The sequence below is a fragment of the Verrucomicrobiia bacterium genome (genome assembly GCA_035629335.1).
Taxonomy (GTDB): domain Bacteria; phylum Patescibacteriota; class Saccharimonadia; order Saccharimonadales; family Saccharimonadaceae; genus DASUUR01.
In genome coordinates this window covers 420,797-438,591 of record DASPIB010000001.1, presented here as the reverse complement: position 1 = coordinate 438,591, position 17,795 = coordinate 420,797, and the positions used below count along the sequence as shown (strand labels likewise).

The following is a 17,795-nucleotide window of genomic DNA, read 5'->3' as shown; positions in this document are numbered from 1 at the left end:
TGCCCGGTCGCCAATGTGTTATTGACCACGCGCGCGGCTGGTAGCTTCAAGAAACCCCCTGAAAAGATCGCCTAAAACTGGCAAGCCCACCAGTTGCGATAGGAGCCAAAAGAGTGCTGCCAGAATTAACGTACCGCCGATCACGCTCCCAAGACCAAAAGAAATACCTCTAAAAAAGTTGACTAAATAGACTTGTTTACGATGAATATAAATATCATTAAATAGCTCTTCCAGCAATTCTCGTTGTGCGCCACGGGTATTATCTTTTTTAATGCCTTCAATGAAGCTATCGTCTTTTTCGCGTTTGGTTGACTGCTTTTTTTCCATTATTCCTCCTAAACAAAATGCGACATCAGATCGCTCTAACATCGCATTTTGTTATTAAGATTGCTTACTTAACGCGCTTATTGAAATCTTCTTTCACATCCTTGGCGGCACCCGCTGCGTGCTGCTTAAGATCGTGCGCGTGGTGCATGACTTTATCGGAATGCTCTTCGAAGTTTTGCTTTACTTTTTCGACAGTTTCACTCGCCTTAACCTTGACCTCTTGCGCTTTTTCGTTGGCAGTTTCTTTTAAGTCACCTGCCTTGCGCTTGATATCTTGTCGGGTTTCCTTGCCAGATTTTGGAGCGGTGAGAAAGCCTGCAATAACACCCGCTACGGCGCCTACAACCGCTCCTAATGCAAATTTACCTTTTCCAGCCATAAAGAATCTCCTTGTTTACCTTATTTTGTACTATCTTTTTCGCCTCTGAATAATCGGCTAATAAACTTAGCTAAGAACGATGGCGAAGTAAAGGTAGCAATATCAATCACGCCTCGCTCGATATGTTCGGCAGTCGTTCGGGCAGATTCGGCAACTTTATCGATTTTTTTCGTTACCTTAATAAGCATAATCGTTAAAGTGATCGCCAGCGCCAGAAAGATCGCCAAGAACACCGAGAGTATAATTACCAGGACTTCCGCGGCTTCGCTCATTGTGTGATCCTTTATTTAAACTTAACTTCTATAACCAGTATAGCACCAATACTAGCGACGGATCATTTTAATGATCCAGATCAGCACCACGGCACCAACTGTTGCCACAAGCAGGCTATATAGGTTGAAGCCGGTCACATCTTGGCCACCAAAAGTTTGGAACAAGAAACCGCCAATGAAGGCGCCGATGATACCAACGACAATATTAGCCACCAATCCCATTGAGGCATTAGATTTGGTGATGATTGAGGCAATCCAACCAGCGATGCCACCTAGTAGTATCCAAAGCAAAAAGTTCATATACTTGCTCCTTTTACGATTGTTATATATCTAGCGTAGCTCAGCCGAGACGATTACGCAAATAGGCTTCAAAGTCGGCGCCTAGTTTTTCGTTGGTGAGAGCCGTATCAACTACCGCTTTGAGGTATTTTAGCTGGTCGCCGGTGTCATGCCACTCGCCTTCAATAAATTCACCGTATACTGCATCTGTTTGAGCCAGTTCGTTTATCGAATCGGCTAAGGTAATTTCGCCACCAACCCCGGGCACTTCTTTTGCAATAATTGGCAAAATATCAGGCGTAAGTAAATAGCCGCCAACCGACGCAAACTGCGAAGGAGTTTTTTCTGGGCCGGGCTTTTCGACCAGTTCAGAAACACGGAAAGTGCGTTCACCAACTTTATCAGTGATTGCTGCCATGCCATATTTATCGGCGTCGCTCTTTGGTACTTCAATTAGCGAAATCACCGACTTACCGGTGGCTTCGTGAGCTTTTAAAAGCTGCATCGCCCGGGGCACTTCGCTCCTAAAGAAATCGTCAGCAAAAAAGACAAAAAATGGCTCTTCGTCGTCAATTAGGTGGGCAGCGTTTAACACTGGTCGAGCATTGCCTTTTGGGTTGCCTTTTTGCCGTACATAAACAAAGTTCGCCATTTGTGCGATTTGCTTTATTTGCTGGGCTAAATCGTCTTTTCCGCGTTGGCGCAGCTCATTTTCTAATTCATCCGAACGGTCAAAGTGGTCTTCTATTGCACGTTTGGTACTACCGGTTACAATTATAATTTCGGTTACCCCAGCTGCCACTGCTTCTTCCGCGATCAGCTGAATAACTGGCCGGTCGATAATCGGCAACATTTCTTTCGGCATGGCTTTTGTTTGCGGCAAAAAGCGGGTCCCAAGGCCAGCTGCACAAATAATAGCTTTCGTTGGACGTTTCAACTGCATACTAAATCCTTTCTTTGATCAACTTTTGGACAATACCAGGATGGGCCTTGCCTTTAGAAAGTTTCATGGCTTGCCCCACCAAAAACCCAATGGCTTTTTCGTTACCGCTTCGGATATCGTCGAGTGCTTTTTGTGAGCCCGGTGCGGCTAGCACTTCTTCTACAATTGCAATAATTGCCGCTTCGTCGTTTTCTTGAATGAGATTTTTATCTTCGGCAATCTTGCGCGGCGGCGTATTGGTGCGCAACATTTCGTTAAATACATCTTTGGCGGCAGTAGAACTCAGCTGTTTTTCTTCTACCATGTCGGCGAGTTCAGCGAAATAGCTGGCTTGTGGCTGAGTAGGTGTTGTTTCGGACGTCTCAATGTCCGTTAGCGCACTCGCAAACCAGTAAGCAACCCGACGTGCAGTCGCATCGCCGTAATTTGCTTGCAATTCAAGCACCACCGCAGCATTTTGCTGTGAAGCCAGCAGGGCGTTAACCACTGAATTGTCGAGTTGCATCGTTTGCCATGCGGCACGGTACTCTGAAGGCAAGGTTGGCATGGCAGCGCGGACGGCTCCAATTTGCTCTTCTGAAATCACCACTGGTGGAATATCGGCATCAGGAAAGTAACGGTAATCCTGTGCGTCTTCCTTAGTGCGCTGACTAAAAGTTTCAAGCGTGGCGTCGTTCCAGCCGCGTGTTTCCTGAACCACCTTCTCGCCACGTTCTAAAAGTGCAACTTGCCGTTTAAATTCAAACTCTGCAGCCTTTTCAACACTTCTGAACGAGTTCAAATTCTTAATCTCAGCCCGCGTTCCCCACTCTTTGGCGCTTTTTTTTGCCACCGAAATATTAACATCAAAGCGCATGTTGCCATGATACAAATCGCCGTTCGTCACACCCGCATAAGTCATAAGCAAATAAAGTTCTTGGGCGTAGGCCTTGGCTTCCTCCGGAGAGTGCATGTCGGCCTCGGATACTATTTCGATCAATGGCGTACCGGCCCGGTTTAAATCAACCAGGCTGTAATCTTTGCCGGTTGGATGCGTTAGTTTGCCGGCGTCTTCTTCAAGATGGGCGTGGTGAATACGCACCGCAATGCTGCGCCCGTCACTCAGCGGCGCCTCGACCACACCGGGGCCAATAATTGGCTGGTACATCTGAGTGATCTGGTAACCTTTAGGAAGATCTGGGTAAAAATAATGCTTGCGGTCAAAGCGGCTTAAGCGGGCGATCTCGCTTTTTAAGGCCAAGCCAGCACGAATCGCCAATGTTACGGCTGCTTCGTTGAGTACTGGTAGCACGCCGGGAAAGCCAAAATCAACCGGGCTCACGACGGTGTTCGGTTCTTTATCGCGGGCGTCGTTATCGGCACCAGAAAACAGTTTTGTGGCAGTTTTTAGCTGAACATGACACTCGATACCAATAGTCGGCTCGTACTGTTCAAGAATATTCGCGGTCACCATTTAGAGCGCTCCGAGATCTTTGAGGGCGATCTTAAAGGCCTTTAGGGCTTGGCGAGCGCTAATAGCAGAAATAGCGATGTCTTCGTGAGCAATCCGATTGCGCAATTTATGGGCTGCCCAGATTGCGTTGGGGTTACTGAGCTGCTTTTGGGCGCTTTTGAGTCGCTCGCCCATGGTGTTGCCGCCAAATCGCCGGGCTTTAAGGGCCTGGTCGACTAAAGTATCAGCACTTATGATCGCCATTTTACGCGCTGAATCATCGCCAGTCGCGTTTTTTTCAATCGCCAGCCATTTACTACGAAACGCCTCGCGGTCGATTCCGGCTGGTGCCTTGCGGGTGGCTCCAACAATAACTAAAAGTAGCACACCAACAAAGATGATGGCTACAAACATTATGATAATCATGCTGTCCATTACTTGTTTTCTCCTGTCAGTTGTTTCGCTAGTTGTAAAATTGCCGCATCAGCCTTCCGGGCACCGATAACCTGCAGGCCAATTGGTAAGCCTTGGCTGTTAACGCCGGCTGGCACACTCACCGCCGGGAGGCCAGCTAAGCTAGCCGGCACCGTCATGAGGTCAGCCAGATACATTTTTACGGGATCTTCGGTATTTTCTCCCAGCTTGAAGGCTGGCGTCGGCGCAACTGGCCCAATTAGCGCATCATATTTTGTGAATAACACGTTAAATTCGTTAATCAGCAGTGTGCGGGCTTTTTGAGCCTGCAAATAATAAGCGTCAAAATAGCCACTGGAAAGTACGTAGCTGCCAATCATGATGCGGCGTTTGTTTTCATCCACAAAGCTTTCATCGCGGCTGCGGCCATAAAGTTCGGCCAGGTTTGCCGCTTCGGCACGCCGGCCATAGCGAACGCCGTCGTACCGGGCCAAGTTAGAGCTAATTTCGGCTGGCACAACAATATAATAAATCGCCAAACTATAGCGCGCCATCGGCAAGCTGACTTCTTCCACCGTGTGGCCGGCCGTTCGCAACGCCGCGACTTGCTTTTCTACGGCTTCACGCACTTCGGCATCGACGCCTTCGTCCATCCATTCTTTAATTAAACCAATAGTTTGCTTTTTAGGTGTGTCCGCTCGTGGCGTAAAGAAACCTGGCAAGCTGGTGCCATCTTTTTCGTCTTTACCGGCCATAACTTCAAGCACCAATTCGGCGTCTGCAATCGTTCGAGCAATTGGCCCAATAACATCGGTGCTACTTGCCATTGCCACAACGCCGTAGCGGCTAACGGTGCCGTACGTCGGCTTCAGGCCCACAACGCCGTTAAAACTGGCTGGCTGGCGAATCGAGCCACCGGTGTCGGTGCCAAGTGCAAACGGCACAATGCCTAGTGCCACCGCGACTGCCGAACCACCAGAACTACCGCCGGCAACCCGCGTAGTATCGGTGGCGTTTAACGTAGGGCCAAAAGCCGAGTTTTCAGTGCTGCCGCCATGTGCAAAGGCATCGAGGTTAGCTTTGCCAATGCAGATCGCCCCTTCGGCTTCAAGTCTTTCGATAGCCGTTGCCTGAAACGGAGCGTTAAAATTCTCAAGAATCTGGCTGGCGGCTGTTGTTGGAGCACCAAATGCCAAAAAATTGTCCTTGGCAACAAATGGTACGCCGGCCAATCGACCGACCGCTTCACCCTTAGCAATTTTTTCGTCAATTAGTTTGGCGCGTTCAAGGGCGCGCTCAGTCGTCAGCGATAACAGCGCATGGTAGTCGCTCGCCGACTCGGCCTTTGCCAGCGCGCCTTGAGTTATTTGGACCGCCGACGCCGCACCAGTAGTAACTTTTGTAACAATTTCAGCAATCGTCATTTTTTATAATACCTTTGGCACTTTAATTTGGCCGGCTTCGGCTTGCGGTGCGTTTGCCAATAGCTCATCACGACCAAGGCCATAATTAATGATTGTGTCGGCACGTGTTGCCTGGGTGGCATCGGTTACTTGATAGGTAGGTTCGATGTTATCGGTTGGTAGCTCGTTGAGCTGACGGATATAAGCCAGAATATCTTCCAATTGGCCTTTGAGGTGTTCAATTTCGCTATCGGTTAACGCTATATTACTAAGGTAAGCCAGTCGGCTCACCTCTTCTCGAGAGATATGTGTCATACTGCTAGTAGTATAGCAAACTCTGCCGTAAAAGTAAGAATCCTGGCATTCTTTACTGACTAAATTATTGCCATATTAAAAGTGGCGCTGAGGACTGATGTCCCCAACGCCTGAGCTTACTACCCGTTACGACGGATCCTCGAACTCGAACTGCTCGTGAAGCTTCACCAGCACCTTCTGCCGGTGACCGGGCGACATGGGGTCGTAAGCTGCAAGCAGCTCTCGGGCACCCATGCTGAGGCCACCCGGGGCCGCCGCGCAGAGCTTCGCAAGCTCATCGTACCAATCACTGTCAACGAGCGCAGTGGACTGCTTATCACTGAGTGGATTAAAGGTCAAGACAATGTTATGCACGTGACCATGCTCGTCGGGGAAGTCGTGCTTCTTGGCCTCAGCGGAAATCTTGGACATTTTACCCTTTCTCTACGAGGCTCTGAACAGAATTTATAATACAGATGGTCGTGTCTTGTGTCAATGTAAAATTGCACCCGAACGGCGCTCTGACACCTGCATACTTACAGCCTATAGGCGCACTTGGTCTACGTAAAATTTTCGTTTGATTTCTTCAAGCACAACATAATGGAATGTTTCGGGTCGACAACCAACATTGTTGTTTTGGATAATCATGATCGACTTCGTTTTTTCACTGTACTGAGCAATAATTACAGCTCTTAGTGTTGCAACAAGATGATCGCACCACTTTGAAAGCTCCTCGGCATTATCACGAAAAGCCTGGTCGATAGGCGTAATTACCGCCTGCCTGCGTAGGTTATCGTGATTACTAAAAACCACTCGAACTGCATCCTGCTCCACGTCCATGTGATCACCTTTAATGTAGGCCGCAGCTCCAACCTAATAATAACATGGGTACCCTCATCCCCTTTACCACCCATCGATGTTTTGTCGGATAGCCGTATTGTTTACATCTTAGCTTTAATTTCAGCAATAATATCTCGAAGCTCGGCGGCTTTTTCAAACTGAAGGTTAGCGGCGGCGAGATCCATTTGAGCTGAAAGGTCGCGAATAAGGTGCTGGTATTCGTCTTTTGGTACTTTTTTGAGGTCGAGCTTCGGTTTTTTATCATCTTCTTTTGTTGGAATAATCGCCCGTAGGCCTTCGTCGACTTCTTTCGCCACGCTTCGCGGAGTAATGCCGTGCTCGGTATTATATGCTTCCTGAATTGAGCGACGGCGATTGGTTTCGTCAATAGCGTACTGCATGGATTTAGTGATGGTGTCGGCGTACATAATCACCCGTCCTTCTTGATGGCGGGCAGCACGGCCAATCGTCTGTACCAAGGCGCTGGCACTACGCAAGAACCCCTCTTTGTCGGCGTCCATAATTGCTACTAGGCTAACTTCAGGCAAGTCCAGCCCTTCGCGCAGTAGGTTAATACCCACCAGCACGTCGAACACTCCTAAGCGCAGGTCGCGCAGAATGTCACCTCGCTCAAGCGTATCAATATCTGAATGCACATAGGCAGTTTTAATACTCAGTTCTTGCAAATAGGTAGTGAGGTCTTCAGCCATCCGTTTTGTAAGCGTAGTAATGAGCACCCGTTGGCGCTTTTCAATTCGGTCGCGAATCTCGGCGATTAAGTCATCAATTTGACCTTCGGTTTTACGAATATCGATGATTGGGTCTAATAAGCCAGTTGGGCGGATCACTTGCTGCGCTGGTTCAGGCGAGTGAGTGAGCTCGTATTCAGCTGGTGTCGCTGAAACGTAAATTACTTGGTTGATGTGACGTTCGAATTCACTAAATGTCAGCGGTCGGTTATCGAGGGCGCTTGGCAAGCGAAAACCGTGTTCCACCAGCATTTCTTTGCGGGCGCGGTCGCCGTTGTACATGCCACGCACCTGCGGAATCGTCATATGGCTTTCGTCGATCAACAGCAAGAAATCATCGGGGAAATAATCAAGCAGGGTTGCCGGTTGCTCACCTGGCTCGCGATTGGTAAGATAGCGCGAGTAGTTTTCGATACCTTTTACAAAACCGGTTTCTTCAAGCATTTCAAGGTCGTATTTGGTGCGCTGGGCCAGGCGCTGAGCTTCGAGCAGCTTATTATGCTTTTCAAAATAAGCCAAGCGATCCTCAAGCTCGTCTTTAATTTTACCAATGGCTACCTTTAATTTATCTTGCGGGGTGACGTAGTGGCTACCCGGGAAGATTTTAATTATGTCGGGTTGGTCGAGAATCTCACCAGTGAGCGGGTCTACTTGGGTTAGGCGGTCGATCTCGTCGCCAAAGAATTCTATCCGAAAAGCAGTCTCGCTCCCCGCCGGAAATACATCAACCACATCACCGCGAACCCGAAAGGTGCTGCGATGAAAATCGATATCATTGCGCTGGTATTGAATGTCGGTCAGCCAGCGCAGTAGCTTATCACGCTGGCGGCGTTCACCTTTTTGTACCGTAATAGCCATCTCACCATAATCTGAAGGCGATCCAATGCCATAAATGCAGCTAACACTGGCGACAATAATCACGTCGCGGCGGGTCAACAGTGCGCTGGTGGCTGCGTGGCGTAAGCGATCAATTTCTTCATTGATACGTGAATCTTTTTCGATGTAAGTATCGCTGCTCGCGATGTAGGCTTCTGGTTGGTAGTAATCGAAGTAGCTCACAAAGTAGTGGACTTCATTTTCCGGGAAAAAAGCTTTGAATTCCGAGAATAACTGCGCGGCTAAGGTTTTGTTATGCGCCAGCACTAAAGTTGGCGCTTGGCGATTTTGAATAATATTCGCCATAGTAAAGGTCTTACCAGAACCGGTGACGCCAAGTAGTGTCTGTTCTTTTTCGCCTTTATTCAAACCGTTTATCAACTGGGCAATTGCCGTCGGTTGATCTCCGGTTGGTTCGTATTTTGACTGCAACGAAAAGCGCTGTGACATATCACTTAATTATACCATGCATCATCGATAGTTTAATTAAGCCAGTCCATAGCGGCAATTCATTCAATGAACTATTTACATTTATATGATGATATTATATAATCAATCGTCGTATCGCCAAACTTCAGGAGAAAGTGTGCGAAGTCATCTTGGGCTTTTCATCGCATTGCTTGCCATGGGTGGTGCGGTCGCCTGTTCTGATGTGCCTGCCCAGACGCCGGCTTTTGCTGACGGTCCAGCAGTCCTGAGGCATCTCGAACAGCAGCTGGGCTACACGCCCAGCGCCATGAACGGCCATGTCACCGACATGAAGGCAGTTTTCGAGAAAGAGAGCCGCGAGACGAAGACCAACGGAAAAGGCGCGAACAGGCGCTCAACCGTTTCGGTTGAACCGGCTCACTGGCAAGTCACTTTCACTTTCCGCGCCCAGAACGGTAAGACATGTCTCGTGGAACTGGACCAAGAGCCGAACCAGTACACTACGACCATCGCCGTTGATGAGTTCGGTGAAGAAGAAGTGACTACCGACGGTCTGCGGACAACCTCCCTTGACAACATGAGGTTCGAAACGCTTCAGGACAAGCTCAACAACCCTTCGGTGCAACAGCACTTCGAATGCTTCAAGTAGGCTGAGGTGCGTGGTCGAGAGATTACTTCTCTCGACCACGCACCGCTTTTTTATTTAGCCCTTCCGATTTCGCGAAACCTTGCCCTCGTCTTCGACTTCTTCTTTAAAGTCGGCGTATTTTTCATTCAGCACTTCAATTACCTGCTTTACCAAGCGCACCGGATCAGTGTCATAGATAATGCCTTTGACTCGCGGCGTAGTGACATTTTGGGTCAGCGTGGGGATAAAATCCGCTAAGCCGCCGCTTCCAAGGAGCACGGCGCAAACTTTATTGCTTTCAATGGCCGTAGAAAATTCGTGCAAGCTCCCCATGCGGCCGCCAACAGTGATAACGGCATCACTGGAACGCACTAAATGGACGTCTCGGCCGACGTATTCCATGCCAGTAAAGTTTATGTAGTCAAATTCTTTGGTGGGTAAATGGTACGAATTAATGTGTTCGCGGTAGGTAGCGGCTGGCGAAAAGCCAATCGAAAGCCCATTGACCGACTTTGCACCCATAGCCGCATAATGCGGCAAGCCCACCGTTGCCCCGGTTACCAACGTATGCCCAGCTTCGGCAATCGCCTTGCCAACTGCAAAGGCTAATTCATGCGATGATTGTACAGTATTTCCGGCCGCTGCTCCTGATACACAAATCTGAAATTTACTCATCTTTTCTCCTTACTTTCTTGGTAGTCTTTCTGGGGCAATCATGTCGTTATCGAGCTGGTTAAGAATCTGGTCTTCCAGGTTTTTTTGCCCCATATAGCGCATAAAAATTTCGTTCCACAAACTTTCACGAAAATGATAGACATAGCGCCGTTCGTAAGGTTCGCTGTTTGAGTAACTAAGACTCACATCTACCAAATTCACCGTAACCGGTAGGCCATCGAACAATAGCCCCACGTAATCTTTGTCTTTCCAGAATTTCATTTCGGGATCAAGCGCGTAGAGCATTTCTTCGGCTCGGCGCCAGTGCAGATCCTCTGGATGGACGTGTGGCTGAAAGGCCTCGGGATGGCTTTCGTCTTTTAGCTTGCCGAAATAACGTTGAATAACTCGCCAGTGCACATATTGGCCTGCCATTTGGCTAGCATTGTCCAGATCAGCAATCAGCGTATCGACTACAGTAGCACCGAAGTTCTTAGTGGTTCGCTTTAGCTTAAAGAAGGCCGAGTAGAGCCGGATTTCATTGATGTAGTGAAAAATCAGCGGCAAGCTTTTCAGCGTGATGCCTTTCATGTGCAATTGACGCATCGGCACTACCACAATCACGCCGAGTTCTTTGGTGTGGGTAATGTTGTGGAGCTTCTTTTTTACAAAACCTTCCGCCAGATCAACGTATTTGTCGTGATCCATTATCACGATTTCGATGTCGCGCGGTTCAAAATCATCGGGCGTCACCGATTTAAATAACTCGTTGTATGCATTGAGCCACTCACCGCCTTCAGAAAAGCGTAGGGCGGTGTACATTTCGCTCAGGTTCTCGTTCTCGAACATCGTCTCGAGTGAGTCATAGCCCAAGTGCGCCATTAATTTTTTAGGTGGCATTTTGCGCAGTAGTTCTTTAGCGACTTCATGTTTGAGCACCCATGATTGCATGTTAACGCCAACCTTATGAGCAGCCTCGACGATCAGCGGCACCATGGCTCGTACATCTGACGGATCGTTCCCGCCAATCAGTTTCGTTACGCGCTGGTTGTCTTGTTCGATCCGGTTAAGCAGTGCTTGGTAAAATTCCTTCCCGGTGCAATCACTTGGGTCCAACCCTAAATCGCGCATTGAACTATGGGTTTTTTCAATAATTTCCCCTATTAATCGTGTATCGACCCCTTGTTCGCCGCTGGCTTTTTCGAGCTGCTGTAAGGCTAAACTAAAGAGGGGCTCTTCGGCATCTAAAAGATCTCGTAATATCTTTGCCATTTTTTACCTCGTTTTATGTCAGTATATCATGCTAACGTTTATTATTGCCACGATACAAATCGTGGGTACCTGCAGAGTTCTATAGGCAGCTTAAAAGGCGACTTGCTTCAGCGGCATGTCATGGAGCGGTGCGCCCTTATGCAGAATCCCGGCCTTAGCGCCGATGTGCTGCACCACCGAGGTCGAGTTAGCACTGGCGAAAGTCATCGCATCCTCTAGCGGTGCCCCCTTTGCCCAATGGCTAACAAACCCCGAGCCAAAGGCATCCCCGGCCCCGGTTCGGTCGGTGACCGCTACGTCTTCGTACATCCCTGCTTCAACCACCACTTGGCCATCAGTCGCTATTGCTCCATTTGGGCCGTCAGAAATCACCACCGTTGGCACTAACCGCGCTGCGTGACGGACGAGTTCGGCCATGGTTTCCCCTTGGACGAGTTTTTTCATTTCGTCTTTGTTAGTAATCAAAACACTAACATCTTCGAGTAGTGACAGAACTTTTTTCGGTGAAGTAAGTTCGGCCGTACCAGGGTTAAAAGCGATTTGTACACCGTGTTTGGCAGCTTCAGTGACGCAGCGTTCGAGCAGTTCCATCGAGCCAACCGACGATAAATACACCCAATCGGCTTCGGCAAGCGGACTAAGGTCGTAATCTTTTGCTTCTAGGCTGCGCGTGGAACCATAAAAGCGCAGAATCGTGCGCTCCCCGTTTGGCGCCAATAATATTGAAGAGTAGCTGGTTTTAAAATGATCTTCTTGATGTAACGATCGGGTACTGACGCCTTCGTCGTCGAGCTCGCGGGCAATAGCGAGCCCGGCCGGATCATTACCAACAAAGCCAATAAACTCGCTGTACAGCCCCTGGCGAGCGAAAGTGACGGCGGCGTTCATAGCGTTTCCTCCAGAGGCAAACACCACATCGTCCATTACGAGCTTTTCGCCAAGCGGAATGTGGGTAAAATCTTCACCATTTTCGTAGTAGGGGGTGAAGATTTTTCCACCGACCAAAAATACATCTTGCGTTGCCGTGCCCACTGCTACCATTCTTATCTGATCGTGTCGCATATTTTCTCCTAGACCACGGCTTTCCCGGCACTCCCAAAGGCCTCAATTTTTTCTTCAACCACTTGCTGCACAGCTTTATATACCTCGGGCATAAGTTTTACCACCGCATATTCGGTAGGGTTATCCGCCAAGACTTTTTCAAGGGTTTTACGAAATACGTAGCGCATATCGCTATTAATATTTATTTTGCTGACGCCGATTTTGGCGGCTTCTTCAAAATAATGTAGCGGAGTGCCGCTGCCGCCATGCAAGCTAATAGCACAGGGGATGGCTTTGCGGATTTGAGCTAGTAGTTCAAGGTCGAGCTCTTTTGGCACCGGATATTTACCGTGCAGGTTGCCGATAGCCGCAGCAAAAGTGTCGATGCCCGTTGCCTCTACAAACGCGGCTGCGCCTTCGGGGGTGCTGAAGGTTTTTCTAATTTCTTCGTAATCGATTGCCTCCGTAAAGACATTCGAGCCGCCGCCAAAGTAGTGCGGTTCGCTTTCTACTAGCGCGCCCGTAAATTTAGCGTAAGCCACTACCTCTTTGGTGCCGGCAATAATTTCTTCGTCGCTAGCTTCATGATTGGCCTGGCTGATATCGATATGAATGAATTCAAAACCGGCGTCAATACCGCGCTTGGCGGCTTCAACGCTCGGGCTATGATCGAGGTTTAAGTACATTTCGATGCCATATTCCTGGCGGTAGTTATCAACCATATCGCGAATATTCTCAAGGCCAATGGCTTTTACTTCGCCATCACTAACCTCCACCAACACTGGTGACCGCTTGGCTTGCGCTGCCCGCGCCACGGCGATGAGCGTTTCTTGATTATCGATATTAAAAGCGCCGACCGCAAAATCTTGCTGACGCGAGCGCTGCATGAGGTGTCGCGCCCGTAAGGTACGGTTGCGAATTTCTTGAATACTTAAACCCATAGTGTTGTTCCCTTTATTGATGGTATTGTGGGGTGTTAGCGATAAAGTCGTGAATTTGCAGTGCCATCTGGGTGCCGGTGAGGCCAAAATGCTTCAGCAGCTCTTCGGGCTTCCCTGATTCACCAAAGATATCAGGAATGCCAATGCGCTTGAGCGGTGTGGGTAGTTGCTCGGTAAGCAGTTCAGCAATCGCGCTTCCGAATCCGGCCGCCGCCTGACCTTCTTCGGCAGAAAGCGCCCGGCCAGTCTTCTTGACACTTTGAATGATGGTTTTTTCATCAAGCGGCTTTATTGTTGGCACATGTACCACTTCGGCTTCAATGCCATCACCCGCTAGCATTTTTGCGGCCGCCAGTAGCTGGTAGGTCATCGCACCGGTGCCGAGCAGTGTGATGTCGTGGCCTTCACGGAGCACGTAGGCTTTTCCTAGCGTAAATGGTGTCTTATCGGTAGTGAAAATCGGAGATTTATCGCGTGCTAAACGAATATACCCTGGCCGCTTGTCTTGCGCTAGCGCCATCGTTGCTTTTTCGGCTTCCACGCTATCGCCCGGTGCCACCACCACCATGTTTGGCAGCACACGCATCAAAGCAATATCCTCGAGCATTTGGTGAGTGGCGCCGTCTGGACCAACACTAATGCCAGCGTGCGAGCCAACAATTTTTACCGGCCGATCATTCAGCGCAATCGTTGTCCGGATTTGTTCCCAGTTTCGCCCCGGGCTAAAGGCCGCATAACTTGAACAAAACGGAATATATCCCAGGGCCGACATGCCACTTGATACAGTCACCAGGTTTTGTTCGGCCACCCCGACTTCAATAAATCGATCGGGAAATTCTTCTTTAAATAGGCTCATTTGGGTGGAATCGGTTAGGTCAGCGCAAAGAGCCACCACCTGTTCGTCGCGCTTTCCGGCTTCGAGGAGCCCTCGGCCAAAGCCTTTACGAATCGGTTCCTTTGGTACTTGTTCGGTAAAGGCATCTTCTCGTAAATGCATGTCAGATTTCATTCGTGTTCTCCTGTTATACGGCCAGACAGCGAACGGAGCTTATGAAGCGCTTCTTTGGCTTGGTCAGAATTTGGCGGCATGCCGTGCCAGTGGTAATCGTACTCCATAAAGTCGACGTCTTTACCGGGAATGGTATGGGCAATAATGACACTCGGTTTTTCAACGATCGCCCGGGCCATGCTGCACGCATCGATGATACTCTCGATGTTATGACCGTCAATTTCTTGCACGTGCCAGCCAAAAGCCTCCCATTTAGCATGGAGGTCTTCAAGCGGCATTATATCTTCGGTATTGCCATCAATCTGGATGTTGTTGCGGTCAACGATTACTGTTAAGTTGCTGAGGCGATATTTGGCGGCAAACATCACACCCTCCCAAATATTACCTTCATTCAGCTCGCCATCTCCCGTCACAGTATATACTTGGCGCCGAGTATTTTTTTGGAAGTACTTCAGCGCATACGCCATACCCGCCGACTGGCTCAGGCCACTGCCCAGCGGGCCGCTGGTGGTTTCCAGCCCCGGTAGCTTTAATCGTTCAGGGTGGCCTTGCAGCCGAGAACCGAACTTGCGCAGAGTTTTTAGCTCTTCCTTTGGGAAATAACCGGCTTCTGCCATGGCCGCATAGCGCACCGGCACGCAGTGACCATTACTTAGAATTAAAATGTCACGCTCTTCCCAATCCGGGTTCTTTGGGTCGTGGTTTAAGACCGAAAAATAAAGCGCACTGAAGATATCCGCGAGGTCTAACGGCCCGGCGCTATGGCCGCTGCCGGCTTCAAGCAGCATTGATATGATACTTTGCCGAATAAGATTGGCTTTTTGCTCTAATTGCTTAATTGTCATACTGCTTATGATTATAGCGCAGCTTGGCTTTCTGAGCTAGGCGCAGCTACCAGCGCGTCGTAAGCAGCTTTTGGATCCTGGGCTTTTTGAATTGCACCGCCAGCGTTCAGCACCGCAACGCCGCTTTGAGCAATCGCACCGGCAGTAGCAGTATTTACACCGCCATCCCAACCGATTTCCGCTATCGGATTAATTGCTTTTACCGCCGCAACTTTATCAAGCAGCATCATGTCGGCTTGCCCGCCGAACTTCCCTAAATCACCACTAAAAATCAAAACATGATCGGCGGCCTCGATGAGTGCGCGGGCGGTTTCAGGCGCGGTTGACTGCAGTAACGCCACCCCTGCCTTTATGTGCAGCTTTTTAATATGCTCGAGCATACCCACAAGGTCACCTTCTGCCTCGGCATGCACAATAATTAGGTGTGGCTGCAAACTTATTAACGTCTCCAGATGCTGCAAAGGCTTCTGAAACATAACATGCAGGTCCGCCTTGAGTGTCTCTGGCCACCAGGCTTGAATTGGTGCGATACTTTTGGTAGGCGCAAAGCTGCCATCCATGAAATCAACATGAATCCGGCTAGCAAAAGGCGTTACTCGTTCAAGCTGCTGCTGGTATTCAGCCGGCGTCGAAGCAGTAATGCAAGGACACACCACCGGCATCACGACAACTCGTCTAATTGGCGGTTACGCCGAACGTAGCGCGCCGCACCGGCAAATGGGGTATTGAGCCAAGTTTCAATTATGCCCTTCCAGGCTTGTTCGTCGTCCTGCAGTACTCGTGATGGCAGGCAAAGTACGTTGCTGTCGTTGTCGTTGCGTGTCATTTTGGCTTCGTAAGCGTCCCAGATAACACTGGCCCGAATACCGCGAAAGCGATTTGCGGCCATACACATGCCCTGGCCGCCACCGCAAATAAGAATCGCTCGCGGATCGGTTTTTTCATCTTCACCGAGTACCTTCAGTGCAGCTTGTTGGGCGAATTCTGGGAAATCATCTTCGGGATCGAGCACTGCATCCCCAACGTCTTCAACGTCGTAGCCATGCTTTGATAAATAGGCAAACACCTCCTCCTTCATATGGAAGCCTTGGTGATCGGCAGCAAGAAAAATCTTCATAGTCCTAAACCTATTTGACCGTCCGACCAACGTCAGCCGTTAATTCAACGAGGCGGTTCGAGAAACCCCATTCGTTATCATACCAGGCCACAACTTTCACTAGGTTGCCGCCCACCACGCTGGTGAGCCCCAGGTCAACAATTGCGCTATGGCTATTGCCTTTCATGTCGCTCGATACTACTGGCTCTTCGGTGACCGCTAGAATTCCTTGGTAAAAAGGCAGGTCAGCTGCCTTCTTAAAGACTTCATTAATTTCTTCAGCGGTGGTATCGCGCTTGGTTACGACCACAAAATCGCTTAAACTCACAACCGGTGTCGGCACCCGCAACGACAACCCGCCAAAGACACCGTTCAAAGATGGAATCACCTGGCCAGCTGCGAGGCTCGCGCCGGTACTGGTTGGGACAATATTTTCGGCAGCAGCCCGGGCGCGGCGCAGGTCTTTATGGGGTGCATCTTGCAGGCGTTGATCGGCAGTGTAGCTATGCACAGTGGTCATCATGGCTTTTTCAATGCCAAAATTGCTCTCGAGCACTGCCATAACTGGCGTGATGCAGTTTGTCGTGCAGCTACCGTTGTTGAGCACGTCTTTAACATCATCTGCTTTTAGCTTGTCCTCGTTAACCCCAAGCACAATCGTATCCGAGCCTTCGCCCTTGGCTGGCGCGCTAATAATCACTTTTTTAGCACCCGCTTGGTCGATATGCGCTCGAGCTAATTTCGGATCGACAAAAAAGCCCGTGCTTTCAATCACCACGTCAATATGTAAGTCGCGCCACGGCAGCTTACCTGGTTCACGTTCAGCAAGCACCTGAATTTTCGTGCCATTGACCACGATTTCTCCATCGCTCGCTTGCACTTCGTGCTGGTAAATTCCATAATTAGAGTCGTATTTTAACAGATGTGCCAGCGTTTTCGCATCGGTAAGGTCGTTGACGGCGACAATCTCAATGTCGTCGCGTTCGAAAGCAATTTTAAAGGCATTACGGCCAATTCGGCCAAATCCATTGATAGCAACTTTTACTCGAGCCATGGCTCTCCCTTCGGTTTATGTCTTTTATGCTTATTATAAGCATAATCGCAAATCAGTAAAGGGTGCGCTAAGGAAACTAACTCTGATCGTGTTTAGCGCCGGAAAACATTATTATTTACAAGATTTTTTTATCATGATTTAATTAAGCGGAGTCAGAATTGGCGAATGGAGCGGCTATGGTTAAGCTTTCGATTCACAACGAGGATGTAAACAAGTTCCTCGAGGCGCTTAAAGCATCTGGAACCGCTAGTAAAAAGCCTACCTTGCCGGTTATACTTGATGGCCAGCGCAGAGAAGCCACGCTTTTTACGTCTGATCCGCTCATGCTTAAGGTGGAGATATCTGGAAATTCCATTCTTTTTCGTCTTGAAAAGTCTAGCTCAGGATGGAAGACATATCACACTGATCTGCCGGTGCCGCCGGCGGTTTTTCCGGAGCATAGCGCCGAGCATGCACAGAAAATTCAAGAATTGGCTCGAAAGTCTGCGGCTGAACTAGCACCAAGCCAACATGCAGCTATTCTGCGAGCAATCCTAGAGTACTTCCGCTCGCAGGGATAGCAGTAGAGGTCTGGAGCAAAGCTCTAGACCTCAGTTAATTCTGCCTCCATTAAGAAAT

At 49.3% G+C, this 17,795-nt stretch carries 23 protein-coding genes; 2 read left to right on the top strand and 21 right to left on the bottom strand.

The annotated features are described in order from the left end of the window. Positions 1-18 precede the first annotated feature (18 nt). The 12 genes from VD907_02480 to uvrB form a co-directional block, all read right to left on the bottom strand. Entirely contained in the window at positions 19-327 is a 309-nt protein-coding gene (locus tag VD907_02480) for a DUF5665 domain-containing protein (protein ID HYG83719.1), read from the bottom strand. Positions 328-391: 64 nt separating this feature from the next. Further along, complete coding sequence (locus VD907_02475; GenBank protein HYG83718.1) at positions 392-706, bottom strand: YtxH domain-containing protein; 315 nt, start codon at positions 704-706, stop codon at positions 392-394. Positions 707-726: 20 nt separating this feature from the next. Beyond that, on the bottom strand, positions 727-978 hold the full coding sequence (locus VD907_02470; GenBank protein HYG83717.1) for a hypothetical protein: 252 nt from the start codon (positions 976-978) through the stop codon (positions 727-729). A 51-nt stretch (positions 979-1,029) separates the two neighbouring features. After that, complete coding sequence (locus tag VD907_02465) at positions 1,030-1,278, bottom strand: GlsB/YeaQ/YmgE family stress response membrane protein (GenBank protein ID HYG83716.1); 249 nt, start codon at positions 1,276-1,278, stop codon at positions 1,030-1,032. A 40-nt stretch (positions 1,279-1,318) separates the two neighbouring features. Then, positions 1,319-2,200: a UTP--glucose-1-phosphate uridylyltransferase gene (locus VD907_02460; GenBank protein ID HYG83715.1), complete on the bottom strand. Its 882-nt coding sequence runs from the start codon at positions 2,198-2,200 to the stop codon at positions 1,319-1,321. A 1-nt stretch (position 2,201) separates the two neighbouring features. Next, positions 2,202-3,653, bottom strand: coding sequence for an Asp-tRNA(Asn)/Glu-tRNA(Gln) amidotransferase subunit GatB (gene gatB, locus VD907_02455; GenBank protein ID HYG83714.1), 1,452 nt, complete (start codon positions 3,651-3,653; stop codon positions 2,202-2,204). After that, on the bottom strand, positions 3,654-4,067 hold the full coding sequence (locus VD907_02450) for a hypothetical protein (GenBank protein ID HYG83713.1): 414 nt from the start codon (positions 4,065-4,067) through the stop codon (positions 3,654-3,656). It abuts the gene before it with no gap. Beyond that, positions 4,067-5,470 carry an Asp-tRNA(Asn)/Glu-tRNA(Gln) amidotransferase subunit GatA gene (gene gatA, locus VD907_02445; GenBank protein HYG83712.1) on the bottom strand — a complete coding sequence of 468 codons (1,404 nt, stop codon included), beginning with the start codon at positions 5,468-5,470 and terminating at the stop codon, positions 4,067-4,069. The genes VD907_02450 and gatA overlap by 1 nt, the downstream gene beginning before the upstream one ends. 3 nt (positions 5,471-5,473) lie before the next feature. After that, positions 5,474-5,764, bottom strand: a complete 291-nt coding sequence (gene gatC / locus VD907_02440; protein ID HYG83711.1) for an Asp-tRNA(Asn)/Glu-tRNA(Gln) amidotransferase subunit GatC — start codon at positions 5,762-5,764, stop codon at positions 5,474-5,476. Positions 5,765-5,890: 126 nt separating this feature from the next. Continuing rightward, positions 5,891-6,175: a hypothetical protein gene (locus VD907_02435; GenBank protein HYG83710.1), complete on the bottom strand. Its 285-nt coding sequence runs from the start codon at positions 6,173-6,175 to the stop codon at positions 5,891-5,893. A gap of 111 nt (positions 6,176-6,286) precedes the next feature. Continuing rightward, positions 6,287-6,583 carry a hypothetical protein gene (locus tag VD907_02430; protein ID HYG83709.1) on the bottom strand — a complete coding sequence of 99 codons (297 nt, stop codon included), beginning with the start codon at positions 6,581-6,583 and terminating at the stop codon, positions 6,287-6,289. A gap of 101 nt (positions 6,584-6,684) precedes the next feature. Beyond that, positions 6,685-8,658, bottom strand: coding sequence for an excinuclease ABC subunit UvrB (gene uvrB, locus VD907_02425; GenBank protein HYG83708.1), 1,974 nt, complete (start codon positions 8,656-8,658; stop codon positions 6,685-6,687). Positions 8,659-8,794: 136 nt separating this feature from the next. Between uvrB and VD907_02420 the strand changes: the two genes are divergently transcribed. Further along, positions 8,795-9,286 (top strand): hypothetical protein, encoded by a 492-nt coding sequence (locus tag VD907_02420; protein ID HYG83707.1) that lies wholly within the window; start codon positions 8,795-8,797, stop codon positions 9,284-9,286. 54 nt (positions 9,287-9,340) lie between these two features. Here the strand turns inward: VD907_02420 and VD907_02415 are convergent, their stop codons facing one another. The 9 genes from VD907_02415 to gap all read right to left on the bottom strand — a co-directional run bounded on the left by VD907_02415 (position 9,341) and on the right by gap (position 17,177). Continuing rightward, positions 9,341-9,940 carry a hypothetical protein gene (locus VD907_02415; protein ID HYG83706.1) on the bottom strand — a complete coding sequence of 200 codons (600 nt, stop codon included), beginning with the start codon at positions 9,938-9,940 and terminating at the stop codon, positions 9,341-9,343. A gap of 9 nt (positions 9,941-9,949) precedes the next feature. After that, a complete protein-coding gene (locus VD907_02410; GenBank protein ID HYG83705.1) occupies positions 9,950-11,191 on the bottom strand; it encodes a hypothetical protein in 1,242 nt (413 codons plus the stop codon). 90 nt (positions 11,192-11,281) lie between these two features. Then, positions 11,282-12,253, bottom strand: a complete 972-nt coding sequence (locus VD907_02405) for a carbohydrate kinase family protein (protein HYG83704.1) — start codon at positions 12,251-12,253, stop codon at positions 11,282-11,284. Between the two features lie 8 nt (positions 12,254-12,261). After that, positions 12,262-13,173 (bottom strand): class II fructose-bisphosphate aldolase, encoded by a 912-nt coding sequence (locus tag VD907_02400; GenBank protein ID HYG83703.1) that lies wholly within the window; start codon positions 13,171-13,173, stop codon positions 12,262-12,264. A 13-nt stretch (positions 13,174-13,186) separates the two neighbouring features. Then, on the bottom strand, positions 13,187-14,182 hold the full coding sequence (locus VD907_02395) for a transketolase C-terminal domain-containing protein (GenBank protein HYG83702.1): 996 nt from the start codon (positions 14,180-14,182) through the stop codon (positions 13,187-13,189). After that, entirely contained in the window at positions 14,179-15,027 is an 849-nt protein-coding gene (locus VD907_02390; protein HYG83701.1) for a transketolase, read from the bottom strand. Before VD907_02390 ends, VD907_02395 begins: the two co-directional genes overlap by 4 nt. Positions 15,028-15,038: 11 nt before the next feature. Next, positions 15,039-15,689, bottom strand: coding sequence for a hypothetical protein (locus VD907_02385; protein HYG83700.1), 651 nt, complete (start codon positions 15,687-15,689; stop codon positions 15,039-15,041). Then, positions 15,689-16,144, bottom strand: coding sequence for an RpiB/LacA/LacB family sugar-phosphate isomerase (locus tag VD907_02380; protein HYG83699.1), 456 nt, complete (start codon positions 16,142-16,144; stop codon positions 15,689-15,691). The genes VD907_02385 and VD907_02380 overlap by 1 nt, the downstream gene beginning before the upstream one ends. A 10-nt stretch (positions 16,145-16,154) precedes the next feature. Beyond that, positions 16,155-17,177, bottom strand: coding sequence for a type I glyceraldehyde-3-phosphate dehydrogenase (gene gap / locus VD907_02375; protein ID HYG83698.1), 1,023 nt, complete (start codon positions 17,175-17,177; stop codon positions 16,155-16,157). A gap of 176 nt (positions 17,178-17,353) precedes the next feature. Between gap and VD907_02370 the strand changes: the two genes are divergently transcribed. Continuing rightward, complete coding sequence (locus tag VD907_02370) at positions 17,354-17,737, top strand: hypothetical protein (GenBank protein HYG83697.1); 384 nt, start codon at positions 17,354-17,356, stop codon at positions 17,735-17,737. Positions 17,738-17,795 lie beyond the last annotated feature (58 nt).